This window comes from Pseudomonas rustica (assembly GCF_049959085.1).
Taxonomy (GTDB): Bacteria; Pseudomonadota; Gammaproteobacteria; order Pseudomonadales; family Pseudomonadaceae; genus Aquipseudomonas; species Aquipseudomonas rustica.
Window position 1 is genome coordinate 4,796,330 of sequence record NZ_CP188200.1, and the last position, 14,618, is coordinate 4,810,947.

7 protein-coding genes, 2 tRNA genes and 2 rRNA genes are annotated in these 14,618 nt (G+C 56.1%); 5 read left to right on the top strand and 6 right to left on the bottom strand.

Translation table 11 applies throughout. The features are described 5' to 3' along the window. Window positions 1–118: 118 nt before the first annotated feature. From ACP3TY_RS21900 to ACP3TY_RS21925, 6 genes are all read right to left on the bottom strand, one after another. Window positions 119–3,012, bottom strand: a 23S ribosomal RNA gene (locus ACP3TY_RS21900). A gap of 247 nt (window positions 3,013–3,259) precedes the next feature. Then, window positions 3,260–3,335 (bottom strand) — tRNA-Ala (locus tag ACP3TY_RS21905). 30 nt (window positions 3,336–3,365) lie between these two features. Next, window positions 3,366–3,442: transfer RNA gene (locus ACP3TY_RS21910), tRNA-Ile, on the bottom strand. 81 nt (window positions 3,443–3,523) lie between these two features. Beyond that, window positions 3,524–5,060 (bottom strand): 16S ribosomal RNA (locus ACP3TY_RS21915). The 16S and 23S rRNA genes sit together here with 2 tRNA genes alongside, the layout of an rRNA operon. A gap of 575 nt (window positions 5,061–5,635) precedes the next feature. Further along, the gene (locus ACP3TY_RS21920; RefSeq protein WP_053116963.1) at window positions 5,636–7,129 is read right to left on the bottom strand and encodes a CoA-acylating methylmalonate-semialdehyde dehydrogenase; all 1,494 of its coding nucleotides are present in this window, start codon (window positions 7,127–7,129) and stop codon (window positions 5,636–5,638) included. A gap of 77 nt (window positions 7,130–7,206) precedes the next feature. Then, window positions 7,207–8,556: an aspartate aminotransferase family protein gene (locus ACP3TY_RS21925; protein ID WP_008088681.1), complete on the bottom strand. Its 1,350-nt coding sequence runs from the start codon at window positions 8,554–8,556 to the stop codon at window positions 7,207–7,209. 138 nt (window positions 8,557–8,694) lie between these two features. Here ACP3TY_RS21925 and ACP3TY_RS21930 point away from each other — a divergent pair, with 138 nt between their 5' ends. The 5 genes from ACP3TY_RS21930 (at window position 8,695) to ACP3TY_RS21950 (ending at window position 14,618) form a co-directional block, all read left to right on the top strand. Beyond that, window positions 8,695–9,615 (top strand): LysR family transcriptional regulator, encoded by a 921-nt coding sequence (locus ACP3TY_RS21930; protein ID WP_426618475.1) that lies wholly within the window; start codon window positions 8,695–8,697, stop codon window positions 9,613–9,615. A gap of 131 nt (window positions 9,616–9,746) precedes the next feature. Continuing rightward, window positions 9,747–11,135, top strand: a complete 1,389-nt coding sequence (locus ACP3TY_RS21935) for a uracil-xanthine permease family protein (protein WP_426618476.1) — start codon at window positions 9,747–9,749, stop codon at window positions 11,133–11,135. 88 nt (window positions 11,136–11,223) lie between these two features. Further along, entirely contained in the window at window positions 11,224–11,874 is a 651-nt protein-coding gene (locus ACP3TY_RS21940; RefSeq protein WP_008088675.1) for a TetR/AcrR family transcriptional regulator, read from the top strand. 7 nt (window positions 11,875–11,881) lie between these two features. Further along, complete coding sequence (locus tag ACP3TY_RS21945) at window positions 11,882–12,463, top strand: IMPACT family protein (protein WP_426618477.1); 582 nt, start codon at window positions 11,882–11,884, stop codon at window positions 12,461–12,463. Between the two features lie 607 nt (window positions 12,464–13,070). Continuing rightward, on the top strand, window positions 13,071–14,618 hold the full coding sequence (locus ACP3TY_RS21950) for an ABC transporter ATP-binding protein (protein WP_426618478.1): 1,548 nt from the start codon (window positions 13,071–13,073) through the stop codon (window positions 14,616–14,618).

The window sequence follows — 14,618 nt, forward strand, 5'->3', positions numbered from 1 at the left end:
CAGCAAATTGGGTATGTGACAGCTTTCGGTGCTTGTGAACATCGAACTTTCGGTTCGTTTCGTCTTCACACACCGCAATCTGATGCTCTCTCGAGTAGTCAAATTGCTTGGGTGTTATATGGTCAAGCCTCACGGGCAATTAGTATTGGTTAGCTCAACGCCTCACAGCGCTTACACACCCAACCTATCAACGTCGTAGTCTTCGACGGCCCTTCAGGGAACTCAAGGTTCCAGTGAGATCTCATCTTGAGGCTAGTTTCCCGCTTAGATGCTTTCAGCGGTTATCTATTCCGAACATAGCTACCCGGCAATGCCACTGGCGTGACAACCGGAACACCAGAGGTTCGTCCACTCCGGTCCTCTCGTACTAGGAGCAGCCCCTCTCAAATCTCAAACGTCCACGGCAGATAGGGACCGAACTGTCTCACGACGTTCTAAACCCAGCTCGCGTACCACTTTAAATGGCGAACAGCCATACCCTTGGGACCGGCTTCAGCCCCAGGATGTGATGAGCCGACATCGAGGTGCCAAACACCGCCGTCGATATGAACTCTTGGGCGGTATCAGCCTGTTATCCCCGGAGTACCTTTTATCCGTTGAGCGATGGCCCTTCCATACAGAACCACCGGATCACTAAGACCTACTTTCGTACCTGCTCGACGTGTCTGTCTCGCAGTCAAGCGCGCTTTTGCCTTTATACTCTACGACCGATTTCCGACCGGTCTGAGCGCACCTTCGTACTCCTCCGTTACTCTTTAGGAGGAGACCGCCCCAGTCAAACTACCCACCATACACTGTCCTCGATCCGGATAACGGACCTGAGTTAGAACCTCAAAGTTGCCAGGGTGGTATTTCAAGGTTGGCTCCACGCGAACTGGCGTCCACGCTTCAAAGCCTCCCACCTATCCTACACAAGCAAATTCAAAGTCCAGTGCAAAGCTATAGTAAAGGTTCACGGGGTCTTTCCGTCTAGCCGCGGATACACTGCATCTTCACAGCGATTTCAATTTCACTGAGTCTCGGGTGGAGACAGCGCCGCCATCGTTACGCCATTCGTGCAGGTCGGAACTTACCCGACAAGGAATTTCGCTACCTTAGGACCGTTATAGTTACGGCCGCCGTTTACCGGGGCTTCGATCAAGAGCTTCGCGTTAGCTAACCCCATCAATTAACCTTCCGGCACCGGGCAGGCGTCACACCCTATACGTCCACTTTCGTGTTTGCAGAGTGCTGTGTTTTTAATAAACAGTCGCAGCGGCCTGGTATCTTCGACCGGCATGAGCTTACGGAGCAAGTCCTTCACCCTCACCGGCGCACCTTCTCCCGAAGTTACGGTGCCATTTTGCCTAGTTCCTTCACCCGAGTTCTCTCAAGCGCCTTGGTATTCTCTACCCAACCACCTGTGTCGGTTTGGGGTACGGTTCCTGGTTACCTGAAGCTTAGAAGCTTTTCTTGGAAGCATGGCATCAACCACTTCGTGTTCTAAAAGAACACTCGTCATCAGCTCTCGGCCTTAAGATCCCGGATTTACCTAAGATCTCAGCCTACCACCTTAAACTTGGACAACCAACGCCAAGCTGGCCTAGCCTTCTCCGTCCCTCCATCGCAATAACCAGAAGTACAGGAATATTAACCTGTTTTCCATCGACTACGCTTTTCAGCCTCGCCTTAGGGACCGACTAACCCTGCGTCGATTAACGTTGCGCAGGAAACCTTGGTCTTTCGGCGTGGGTGTTTTTCACACCCATTGTCGTTACTCATGTCAGCATTCGCACTTCTGATACCTCCAGCAAGCTTCTCAACTCACCTTCACAGGCTTACAGAACGCTCCTCTACCGCATCACCCGAAGGTGATACCCGTAGCTTCGGTGTATGGTTTGAGCCCCGTTACATCTTCCGCGCAGGCCGACTCGACTAGTGAGCTATTACGCTTTCTTTAAAGGGTGGCTGCTTCTAAGCCAACCTCCTAGCTGTCTAAGCCTTCCCACATCGTTTCCCACTTAACCATAACTTTGGGACCTTAGCTGACGGTCTGGGTTGTTTCCCTTTTCACGACGGACGTTAGCACCCGCCGTGTGTCTCCCATGCTCGGCACTTGTAGGTATTCGGAGTTTGCATCGGTTTGGTAAGTCGGGATGACCCCCTAGCCGAAACAGTGCTCTACCCCCTACAGTGATACATGAGGCGCTACCTAAATAGCTTTCGAGGAGAACCAGCTATCTCCGAGCTTGATTAGCCTTTCACTCCGATCCACAGGTCATCCGCTAACTTTTCAACGGTAGTCGGTTCGGTCCTCCAGTTAGTGTTACCCAACCTTCAACCTGCCCATGGATAGATCGCCCGGTTTCGGGTCTATTCCCAGCGACTAGACGCCCTATTAAGACTCGCTTTCGCTACGCCTCCCCTATTCGGTTAAGCTCGCCACTGAAAATAAGTCGCTGACCCATTATACAAAAGGTACGCAGTCACAGAACAAAGTCTGCTCCCACTGCTTGTACGCATACGGTTTCAGGATCTATTTCACTCCCCTCTCCGGGGTTCTTTTCGCCTTTCCCTCACGGTACTAGTTCACTATCGGTCAGTCAGTAGTATTTAGCCTTGGAGGATGGTCCCCCCATATTCAGACAAAGTTTCTCGTGCTCCGTCCTACTCGATTTCATGACCAAGAGATTTTCGCGTACAGGGCTATCACCCACTATGGCCGCACTTTCCAGAGCGTTCCGCTAATCTCAAAGCCACTTAAGGGCTAGTCCCCGTTCGCTCGCCACTACTAAGGGAATCTCGGTTGATTTCTTTTCCTCAGGGTACTTAGATGTTTCAGTTCCCCTGGTTCGCCTCTTGCACCTATGTATTCAGTACAAGATAACCATCTTATGATGGCTGGGTTCCCCCATTCAGACATCTCCGGATCAAAGTCTGTTTGCCGACTCCCCGAAGCTTTTCGCAGGCTACCACGTCTTTCATCGCCTCTGACTGCCAAGGCATCCACCGTATGCGCTTCTTCACTTGACCATATAACCCCAAGCAATCTGGTTATACTGTGAAGACGACATTCGCCGAAAATTCGAATTTCTCAATTAAGAGAACTCACAAATTTTACCTTAGCCTGATCCGTTACCAGTGAAAGTAACGTTCAGTCTATCTTTCTATCACATACCCAAATTTTTAAAGAACGAACTAGTCAAAGACTAGAAATCAACATTCATCATCACAACGATGGAATGCTCATTTCTAAGCTTTCAAACTTCAGAAGCAGTAGTGGTGGAGCCAAACGGGATCGAACCGTTGACCTCCTGCGTGCAAGGCAGGCGCTCTCCCAGCTGAGCTATGGCCCCGTATTTCTACAGGCGTTTCCCACACAAAATTGGTGGGTCTGGGCAGATTCGAACTGCCGACCTCACCCTTATCAGGGGTGCGCTCTAACCAACTGAGCTACAGACCCAATTTCGGGCTGCTTCTTTCGTCTTCTTCAATGAATCAAGCAATTCGTGTGGGAGCTCATGGAGCAGCTGATGTCGTCGATTAAGGAGGTGATCCAGCCGCAGGTTCCCCTACGGCTACCTTGTTACGACTTCACCCCAGTCATGAATCACACCGTGGTAACCGTCCTCCCGAAGGTTAGACTAGCTACTTCTGGTGCAACCCACTCCCATGGTGTGACGGGCGGTGTGTACAAGGCCCGGGAACGTATTCACCGTGACATTCTGATTCACGATTACTAGCGATTCCGACTTCACGCAGTCGAGTTGCAGACTGCGATCCGGACTACGATCGGTTTTATGGGATTAGCTCCACCTCGCGGCTTGGCAACCCTTTGTACCGACCATTGTAGCACGTGTGTAGCCCAGGCCGTAAGGGCCATGATGACTTGACGTCATCCCCACCTTCCTCCGGTTTGTCACCGGCAGTCTCCTTAGAGTGCCCACCATAACGTGCTGGTAACTAAGGACAAGGGTTGCGCTCGTTACGGGACTTAACCCAACATCTCACGACACGAGCTGACGACAGCCATGCAGCACCTGTCTCAATGTTCCCGAAGGCACCAATCCATCTCTGGAAAGTTCATTGGATGTCAAGGCCTGGTAAGGTTCTTCGCGTTGCTTCGAATTAAACCACATGCTCCACCGCTTGTGCGGGCCCCCGTCAATTCATTTGAGTTTTAACCTTGCGGCCGTACTCCCCAGGCGGTCAACTTAATGCGTTAGCTGCGCCACTAAGAGCTCAAGGCTCCCAACGGCTAGTTGACATCGTTTACGGCGTGGACTACCAGGGTATCTAATCCTGTTTGCTCCCCACGCTTTCGCACCTCAGTGTCAGTATCAGTCCAGGTGGTCGCCTTCGCCACTGGTGTTCCTTCCTATATCTACGCATTTCACCGCTACACAGGAAATTCCACCACCCTCTACCATACTCTAGCTCGACAGTTTTGAATGCAGTTCCCAGGTTGAGCCCGGGGATTTCACATCCAACTTAACGAACCACCTACGCGCGCTTTACGCCCAGTAATTCCGATTAACGCTTGCACCCTCTGTATTACCGCGGCTGCTGGCACAGAGTTAGCCGGTGCTTATTCTGTCGGTAACGTCAAAACAGCAAAGTATTAATTTACTGCCCTTCCTCCCAACTTAAAGTGCTTTACAATCCGAAGACCTTCTTCACACACGCGGCATGGCTGGATCAGGCTTTCGCCCATTGTCCAATATTCCCCACTGCTGCCTCCCGTAGGAGTCTGGACCGTGTCTCAGTTCCAGTGTGACTGATCATCCTCTCAGACCAGTTACGGATCGTCGCCTTGGTGAGCCATTACCTCACCAACTAGCTAATCCGACCTAGGCTCATCTGATAGCGCAAGGCCCGAAGGTCCCCTGCTTTCTCCCGTAGGACGTATGCGGTATTAGCGTTCCTTTCGAAACGTTGTCCCCCACTACCAGGCAGATTCCTAGGCATTACTCACCCGTCCGCCGCTGAATTAAGGAGCAAGCTCCTCTCATCCGCTCGACTTGCATGTGTTAGGCCTGCCGCCAGCGTTCAATCTGAGCCATGATCAAACTCTTCAGTTCAAACATCTTTGGGTTTTTAAGAAACCCTAAACTTGGCTCAGCAATCGTTGGTTACATCTTTGATTTCTCGCGGAGTAACTTGTGATGCTGATAATCTTGTTGACCATCAGTCTGACTCCACAAGCACCCACACGAATTGCTTGATTCAGTTGTTAAAGAGCGGTTGATTAAGATCTTTCGTCTCAACCGAGGCGCGCATTCTACAGCAGCCTCATTTGCTGTCAAGTGATTATTTTCAGAAGTTTTCGAAGAATTCTTCAACAACTTCAACCACTTGCGCTTCAGATCTCTCGTCAGCGGGAGGCGAATTCTACAGCGTTACACGCTGCTGTCAACACCTCTTTTTCAACTTCCTTTTGGCTTCGATGAACTGAAGCACTTTCTGCCGAAAACTGCGTAACTCGTTGAATCTCAAGTAGTTTTCCGTTTCGACTGCGCCGGAAGTGGGGCGAATTATAGACGCTTGGGATCTGTCGTCAACGTCTATTTTCATATTTCTGTCACAAAGGTCAAAAAAGCCCGCAAACACGAAGGCCGACCCCAAGGGGTCGGCCTTCGTAGCCCTGCCCTTCTACTTACAAGCTAGGGAAGGCGAACTGCGAAGCCTCGTGGCTCGCACGCTGCGGCCAGCGCTGGGTGATCGCTTTGCGACGGGTGTAGAAGCGCACGCCGTCCGGGCCATAAGCGTGGAGGTCGCCAAACAGCGAACGCTTCCAGCCGCCGAAGCTGTGGTAAGCCACCGGTACTGGCAGCGGCACGTTGACGCCAACCATGCCGACTTCGATCTCGTCGCAGAACAGACGCGCCGCTTCACCGTCACGGGTAAAGATGCAGGTGCCGTTGCCGTATTCGTGATCGTTGATCAGTTGCATGGCTTCTTCCAGGCTGTTCACGCGAACGATGCACAGTACCGGGCCGAAGATCTCTTCTTTATAGATGCGCATTTCCGGGGTGACGTTGTCGAACAGGCAGCCACCGAGGAAGAAGCCTTCTTCATGACCAGCGACGCTGAAACCACGACCGTCGACCACCAGGGTCGCGCCCGCTGCCACGCCGTCATCTACGTAACCGCTGACTTTGTCGCGCGCCTGACCGGTGACCAGTGGGCCCATGTCCAGACCGCACGAAGTGCCGGCACCGATTTTCAGCGCCTGAATCTGTGGCACCAGTTTCGCCACCAGCGCATCTGCAACCTGGTCGCCAACACACACGGCAACAGAAATCGCCATGCAACGCTCGCCGCACGAACCGTACGCCGCGCCCATCAGTGCGCTGACCGCGTTATCCAGATCGGCATCCGGCATCAGCACTGCATGGTTCTTCGCGCCGCCCAGTGCCTGCACGCGTTTGCCGCGCTTGGTGCCTTCTGCATAGATGTATTCAGCAATTGGCGTCGAGCCGACGAAGCTCAGCGCTTTGACTTCCGGCGCTTCGATCAACGCGTCCACCGCAGTCTTGTCACCATGAACCACGCTCATCACACCTTTCGGCAGGCCGGCTTCCAACAGCAGCTGAGCGATCAGCAGTGTCGAGCTTGGGTCACGCTCGGACGGCTTGAGGATGAAGCAGTTGCCGCAGACGATCGCCAGCGGGTACATCCACAGCGGCACCATGGCCGGGAAGTTGAACGGAGTGATGCCGGCAACGATGCCCAGCGGCTGGAAGTCCGACCATGCGTCGATGTTCGGGCCGACGTTGCGGCTGTACTCGCCCTTGAGGATTTCCGGGGCGGCGCAGGCGAATTCGACGTTCTCGATGCCGCGCTTCAGTTCACCGGCGGCGTCTTCGAGGGTCTTGCCGTGTTCTTCGCTGATCAGTTGCGAGATGCGCGCTTCGTTCTGCTCGAGCAGTTGCTTGAAGCGGAACATCACCTGGGCACGTTTGGCCGGTGGCGTGTTGCGCCAGGCCGGGAACGCAGCCTTAGCGGCATCGATGGCTTTCTGGATGGTTTCGCGGGTTGCCAATGGCAGCTTGTGGATAGCCTGACCGGTGGACGGGTTGAACACATCAACCGCGCGACCGTTCTCAGTCACCAGTTCGCCATTGATCAAATGCGGGATAACGCTCATCGAAAACTCCTGAATTCATGTCCACGGGCACCCGGTTAAGGAGTGCCCATTTTTGTAGGTATATATAGAAGGAAAAATCAGTCGAGCTTGTTCAGCACTTCGCCGACCGCGTCGAACAGGCGATCGAGGTCTTGCGGCTTGCTGTTGAAGGTTGGGCCGAACTGCAGGGTGTCGCCGCCGAAACGTACGTAGAACCCGGCTTTCCACAGAGCCATGCCCGCTTCGAACGGACGCACGATGGCGTCGCCGTCACGCCCGGCAATCTGGATCGCACCGGCCAGACCGAAGTTACGAATGTCGATCACGTGCTTGGAGCCTTTCAGGCCATGCAGCGCGTTTTCGAAGTGCGGCGCGACTTCAGCGACGCTTTGTACAAGGTTTTCTTTTTGCAGCAGGTCGAGTGCTGCCAGGCCAGCGGCGCAAGCCACCGGGTGCGCCGAGTAGGTGTAGCCGTGCGGGAATTCCACGGCGTATTCCGGCGTCGGCTGATTCATGAACGTCTGATAGATCTCAGAGCTGGCAATCACCGCGCCCATCGGGATCGCGCCGTTGGTGACTTGCTTGGCGATGCACATCAGATCCGGGGTCACGCCGAAGGTGTCGGCGCCGAACATATTGCCGGTACGACCGAAACCAGTGATCACTTCGTCGAACACCAGCAGGATGTTGTGCTGATCGCAGATCTCGCGCAGACGTTTCAGGTAACCCTGTGGCGGTACCAGCACGCCAGCGGAACCGGCCATCGGTTCAACGAATACCGCAGCGATGTTCGAAGCATCGTGCAGTTCGATCAGCTTCAGCAGCTCATCGGCCAAAGCGATACCGCCCTGCTCCGGCATGCCACGGGAGAACGCGTTGCTTGCCAGCAACGTGTGCGGCAGGTGATCGACGTCCATCATCGCCTGACCGAACAGTTTGCGGTTGCCATTGACGCCGCCGAGGCTGGTGCCGGCGATGTTCACGCCGTGGTAACCACGGGCACGGCCGATCATTTTGGTTTTGGTCGCCTGACCTTTCAGGCGCCAGTAGGCACGCACCATTTTTACCGCGGTGTCGGCGCACTCGGATCCCGAGTCGGTGAAGAACACGTGATTCAGATTGCCCGGGGTCAGCTCGGTGATTTTCTCGGCCAGTTGGAACGACAGCGGGTGACCGTACTGGAAGCCCGGCGAGTAATCGAGGGTGCCCAACTGCTTGGAGACCGCTTCCTGAATTTCCTTGCGGGTGTGACCGGCGCCGCAGGTCCACAGACCGGATAGCGAGTCGTATACCCGGCGACCCTTGTCGTCGATCAGCCAGCTGCCTTCGGCGCCAACGATCAAACGCGGATCGCGCTGGAAGTTGCGGTTGGCGGTGTACGGCATCCAGTGCGCGTCCAGCTTCAATTGGCTGGCCAGTGGCGACTGAGCGTTTTCAGGCATGTTCATCGGGCAAAACCTCGCAGGGCATAAGCGTCAGGGAGATAAAAAGCGTTGTTGCAGCTAAATTGCCACGGCGATAAAGTCGGTGAAATTCAACTCTTCTAACCTTCAGTTAGATCTTTGCTAAACAATGAGAACAATAAGATGAGCAGCCGCCGCCCCGATCCGCTGGCCCAGGTCAGTGATTTTGATATTCGCCTGCTGCGGATTTTTCGCAGCGTGGTCGAGTGCGGTGGCTTCTCGGCGGCGGAGACTGTGCTCGGCATCGGTCGCTCGGCGATCAGCCAGCAGATGAGTGATCTGGAGCAGCGCCTCGGTTTGCGTCTATGCCAGCGTGGTCGCGCCGGATTTTCGCTGACCGAAGAAGGACGCGAGGTGTATCAATCAGCCTTGCAACTATTAAGTGCGCTGGAAAGTTTTCGCACCGAGGTCAACGGCCTGCACCAGCATTTGCGCGGTGAGCTGATCATTGGCCTGACCGACAACCTCGTCACCCTCCCCCACATGCGCATCACCCACGCCCTCGCACAACTGAAGGAGCGCGGGCCGGATGTGCAGATTCAGATCCGCATGATTGCGCCGAACGAAGTCGAGCAAGGTGTGCTCGATGGCCGCCTGCATGTCGGCGTGGTGCCGCAGGCCAGTGCCTTGTCGGGCCTGGAATATCAGCCGCTGTACAGCGAGCGTTCGCTGCTTTATTGCGCGGTGGGGCATCCGCTGTTTTATGTTGATGACAAGCAACTGGATGACGAACGCCTGAACAGTCAGGACGCGATTGCGCCGACGTTTCGTTTGCCGGCGGATATTCAGGCGCATTACCAGGCGCTCAATTGCACGGCCAGTGCTTCTGACCGTGAGGGCATGGCGTTTTTGATTTTGACCGGGCGTTACATTGGGTATTTGCCGGATCATTACGCCAGTCTTTGGGTGCAGCAGGGGCGTTTGCGTGCTTTGAAAGCAGGGACGCGGTTTTACGATTTGATTCTGGCATCGGTCACGCGCAAGGGGCGGCGCCCTCATTTGGTGCTGGAGAGCTTTTTGGAGAGTTTGGCGGCGACGCGTTGAAGGCAAGATCAAAAGATCGCAGCCTGCGGCAGCTCCTACATTTGCGGGTTATTTGCCGATAAAGCTGAGCAAGTGGACAGGTTTTTGCAGAGGGGGAATTACTTCGTTCCTTTGATAAGAAGCCTTAAGCCATGCAGCCAGATTCCGCACCGTCCAGCGACTTGATCTACGGCCTCAACGACCGCCCCAAACCACTCGCCGCCACCCTTGCCGCGCTGCAACACGTGCTCGCCAGTTTCGTCGGCATCATCACCCCGCCGCTGGTGATTGGTTCGGCGCTGGGGCTGACCGCTTATCTGCCTTACCTGATCAGCATGGCGTTGATGGTGTCGGGCGTCGGCACCTTTATTCAGGCGCGGCGGCCGTTCGGGATTGGCGCCGGGATGATCTGTCTGCAAGGCACCAGTTTCGCCTTTCTCGGTGCGGTGCTGTCGGCGGGGTTTCTGGTCAAGCAACGTGGCGGCAGCCCGGAAGACATTCTGGCGATGATCTTCGGCGTGTGCTTTTTCGGCGCGATCGTGCAGATCGTCCTCAGCCGTTTCATCGGGCAATTGCGTCGAGTCGTTACCCCGCTGGTGACCGGGATCGTCATCACCCTGATCGGCATCAGTCTGATCAAAGTCGGTATCACTGATCTCGGAGGCGGTTTCAATGCGCCGGACTTCGGTGCGCCGGGCAATCTGGCGCTGGGGGTGTTTGTGTTGCTGACGATCATTCTGCTCAACCGATCCAACACGCCGTGGGTGCGCTTGTCGGCGATCATCATCGGATTGGTGCTGGGCAGTCTGGCCGCGTGGTTCAGTGGGAAACTGGTGCCGCAGCCGTTGCCCGACTTGCCGCTGGTGAGTTTTCCTACCCCGTTCAGGTTCGGATTCAGCTTCGACTGGACAGCTTTCCTGCCGGTCGCGCTGATTTATCTGATCAGCACCATCGAAACCGTCGGTGACCTCACCGCCAACTGCATGCTCGCCCGTCAACCTATCAGCGGCCCTTCATATATAAGCCGCCTGCGCGGTGGCGTGCTCGGTGATGGCGTGAGCTGCATGATCGCCGCGACCTTCAGCGCTTTCCCCAACACCACGTTTGCGCAGAACAACGGCGTGATCCAGTTGACCGGCGTCGCCAGCCGCTACGTCGGGCTGTACATCGGCGCGATCCTGTTTTGTCTCGGACTGTTCCCGATGATCGGCGCGGTGCTGCAACAGATTCCGAAACCTGTATTGGGTGGCGCGACTCTGGTGATGTTCGGCGCGGTGGCCGCGGCCGGCGTGCGCATCCTCGCGCAGTCGTCGCTGGATCGGCGCAGCATGTTGATCATCGCCACATCGTTCGGCGTTGGTCTGGGCATCGCCGCGCAACCGAACCTGTTGCACCTGCTGCCGAAACTGGTGCAGAACCTGTTCGACTCGGCAATCACCAGCGGTGGCCTGACCGCCATCATCCTGTGCCTGTTGCTGCCGGAGTCGAAAACCGAAGCCGCTGAAACACACGCGCCGCTGAACAAGATCGAACAGGCGTAACGGTTTTATCGCGCAAGGACTTGTCGGATGCCTGTGGGTGCGCTATCAACGCAACTGGTTGCACCCACAGACAAACCCGGAAGTGCCTATGACCTTTGAAGTCCCAGCCCATGGCGGCAAACCCGCCAGCCGCATTCGTCAGAAGAACGAAGAGACCATCCTCAAAGCCGCCGAAGACGAGTTCGCCCGTCACGGGTACAAAGGCACCAGCATGAACACCATCGCGCAGAATGCCGGGTTGCCCAAGGCGAACCTGCATTACTACTTCACCAACAAACTCGGTTTGTACGTGGCGGTGCTGAGCAACATCATCGAGTTGTGGGACAGCACCTTCAACACACTTACGGCCGAGGACGATCCGGCCGAAGCGCTGACCCGTTACATCCGCGCGAAAATGGAATTCTCCCGTCGTCAGCCGCAAGCCTCGCGAATCTTTGCGATGGAAGTGATCAGCGGCGGCGAATGCCTGACCGAATATTTCAATCAGGATTACCGCGCCTGGTTCACCGGCCGTGCGGCGGTGTTTCAGGCGTGGATCGATGCGGGCAAAATGGACGCGGTTGATCCGGTGCATCTGATTTTCCTGTTGTGGGGCAGCACCCAGCACTATGCCGATTTCGCCACGCAGATCTGTCGCGTCAGCGGTCGCAGCAAGTTGACCAAGCAGGACATGGAAGACGCCGGCAACAACCTGATCCGCATCATTCTCAAAGGCTGCGGCCTCACTCCTTCTCTATAAGACGTTTATGCCTTTCACCCTCAGCGGTTTTTGCGAGTACCGCGAAGAGATTCGCAAAAGCCGCTTTATCACCTTCGCCACACCGATCGGCAGTCCTGCTGATGCGCAGGCGTTCTTTGAACAGCACAGCGATTTGAATGCTTCGCACAATTGCTGGGCTTGGAAACTCGGCGATCAATATCGCAGCAATGACGATGGCGAACCGGGCGGTACTGCGGGGCGCCCGATTCTGGCGGCGATTGAAGCGCAGGATTGCGATCAGGTCGCGGTTTTGGTCATTCGTTGGTACGGCGGGATTCAACTCGGCACTGGTGGTTTGGCCCGGGCCTATGGCGGTGGGGCGAACAAGTGTTTGCAGACGGCGGCGAAGGTTGAGTTGATCAGTCGGGTGGCGTTGAGTTGTGCTTGCGGGTTTGCCGAGTTGGCGTTAGTGAAGTTGCGCGTGGCGGATTTGGGTGGGCTGGTTGTTGAAGAGAATTTTACGGCGAATGGGGTTGAGTTGAAGTTGGCGGTGGGTGAGGCGCAGATTTCGGTGTTGCAGGGGCAGTTGGCGGATTTGAGTCGTGGGCGGATTTTGTTGCAGCGGTGAAGCAAGGTCAAAAGATCGCAGCGTTCCGCAGCTCCTACAATTGAAATGCGTTTCCCTGTAGGAGTTGCCGAAGGCTGCGATGTTTTGGGGCGGATGCGAAATTTCATATTCCGCAAACTTGCCCACATCTGCTGTGCACCCGACTGTGGATAACCTGAGCACATAACGCTGTAACCCTTCAGTCACGTGGCTTTGCGCGGTTTGTTCACTTTTCGTTCAATTTGCCCGACGAAATGTAATTTTCAAGCAGAAACAATCAGTTAGCCGCGTTTATCACCATTAGAAGAAAGCACCACAGTGCTTATGCCCGACGTTTCGGCTTGCGCACAATAACTGTGGAGCAACCTGTGGATAACCCGTTCATGACCGCCGCAGTCGCAGGTTCTGCCTAGCCCCCACGGGTTTGCTCGTTTTTTGATCAGTTGCCAACGGGCAAAACTGGAGCCCGATCAACGGCTTTGCGCTGTAATGGTGCTGCGAATCCCGCCGATTTTCAGCGCAATGCTCTGCGCCGAGCGCCCGCACCCGCAGCCCGCTCGGGTTCCTGACTCAATGGCCAGGAAATTGCTTTATCCACAGGCACAACTCCAAGCAAGTCGAGCCTGTCATGCCAATTGCTTCTACTCCTGCGCGCCTGCAACTGCGCCACATCAGCAAACGTTATCCCGGTTGTCTGGCCAACGACGCCATCGACCTGAGCATTGCGCCCGGTGAAATTCACGCCCTGCTCGGGGAAAACGGTGCGGGCAAAAGTACGTTGATGAAGATCATTTACGGCGTCACCCAGGCCGACGCCGGGGAAATGCTTTGGCAGGGTCAGCGAGTCAGCATCCGCAATCCGGCGCAGGCACGGCAGTTGGGCATCGGTATGGTGTTCCAGCACTTCTCGCTGTTCGAAACCCTCAGCGTCGCGCAGAACATCGCGCTGGCGATGGGCGCGAAGGCTGGCACGCCGAAACAACTGGAACCGAAAATTCGCGAAGTGTCGCGCCGCTACGGCATGGCGCTGGAGCCGGAGCGACTTGTCCACAGCCTGTCGATCGGTGAACGCCAGCGCGTGGAAATCATTCGTTGCCTGATGCAGGACATTCGTCTGCTGATCCTCGACGAACCGACGTCGGTACTGACGCCGCAGGAGGCAGACGAATTGTTCATCACCCTGCGCCGTCTCGCCGCCGAGGGCTGCAGCATTCTGTTTATCAGCCACAAACTCGGCGAAGTTCGCGCGCTGTGTCATAGCGCGACGGTTCTGCGCGGCGGGCGCGTGGCCGGGCATTGCGTGCCGGCCGAATGCTCGGATCAGCAGTTGGCGCAGTTGATGGTTGGCGAAGCGGCGGCGTTCATCGGTGACTACCCAAAGGTCAGCGGCGGCGCGGCGTTTTTGCAGGTGAAGGGCTTGAGCTGGCACAACCCCGATCCGTTTGGTTGCTCGCTGACTGGCATAGATGTGCAGGTACGCAGCGGTGAAATCGTCGGTATCGCCGGAGTTGCGGGCAATGGCCAGGATGAGTTGCTCGCCTTGCTCAGTGGCGAACAAACCTTGCCTCGGGCGGAAGCTGCAACCATTCGATTCGCCGAGCAACACGTCGCCGATCTGCGCCCGGACGCGCGACGCAAATTGGGCTTGGCGTTCGTCCCCGCCGAGCGCCTCGGCCATGGTGCGGTGCCGGAATTGAGTCTGGCCGATAACGCTCTGCTCACCGCTTTCCAACAAGGCTTGGTCAGCCACGGTTTGATCGAACGCGGCAAAGTCGAAGCCCTCGCCCAACAAATCATTCAGCGCTTCGGCGTAAAAACTCAGGACACGCAAACCGCCGCGCGCAGCCTGTCCGGCGGCAACTTGCAGAAATTCATCCTCGGCCGCGAAATCCTTCAGCAACCGAAACTGCTGATCGCCGCGCACCCGACCTGGGGCGTCGATGTCGGCGCCGCCGCGACCATCCACCGTGCGTTGATCGCGTTGCGCGATGCCGGTGCGGCGATTCTGGTGATTTCCGAAGACCTCGACGAACTGTTCCAGATCAGCGACCGCCTCGGCGCGTTGTGCGGTGGACGTTTGTCGGCGTTGCACAACACGGGCGATACCCAACTCAGCGACGTCGGCGGCTGGATGGCCGGCCAGTTCGATCATTCACCTTCAGCCGCCACGGTTTAA

Coding starts and splice junctions, on each gene's coding strand:
- ACP3TY_RS21945 (WP_426618477.1), top strand. CDS start 11,882: ATGCCTTTCACCCTCAGCGGTTTTTGCGAGTACCGCGAAGAGATTCGC.
- ACP3TY_RS21940 (WP_008088675.1), top strand. CDS start 11,224: ATGACCTTTGAAGTCCCAGCCCATGGCGGCAAACCCGCCAGCCGCATT.
- ACP3TY_RS21920 (WP_053116963.1), bottom strand. CDS start 7,129: ATGAGCGTTATCCCGCATTTGATCAATGGCGAACTGGTGACTGAGAAC.
- ACP3TY_RS21935 (WP_426618476.1), top strand. CDS start 9,747: ATGCAGCCAGATTCCGCACCGTCCAGCGACTTGATCTACGGCCTCAAC.
- ACP3TY_RS21925 (WP_008088681.1), bottom strand. CDS start 8,556: ATGAACATGCCTGAAAACGCTCAGTCGCCACTGGCCAGCCAATTGAAG.
- ACP3TY_RS21930 (WP_426618475.1), top strand. CDS start 8,695: ATGAGCAGCCGCCGCCCCGATCCGCTGGCCCAGGTCAGTGATTTTGAT.
- ACP3TY_RS21950 (WP_426618478.1), top strand. CDS start 13,071: ATGCCAATTGCTTCTACTCCTGCGCGCCTGCAACTGCGCCACATCAGC.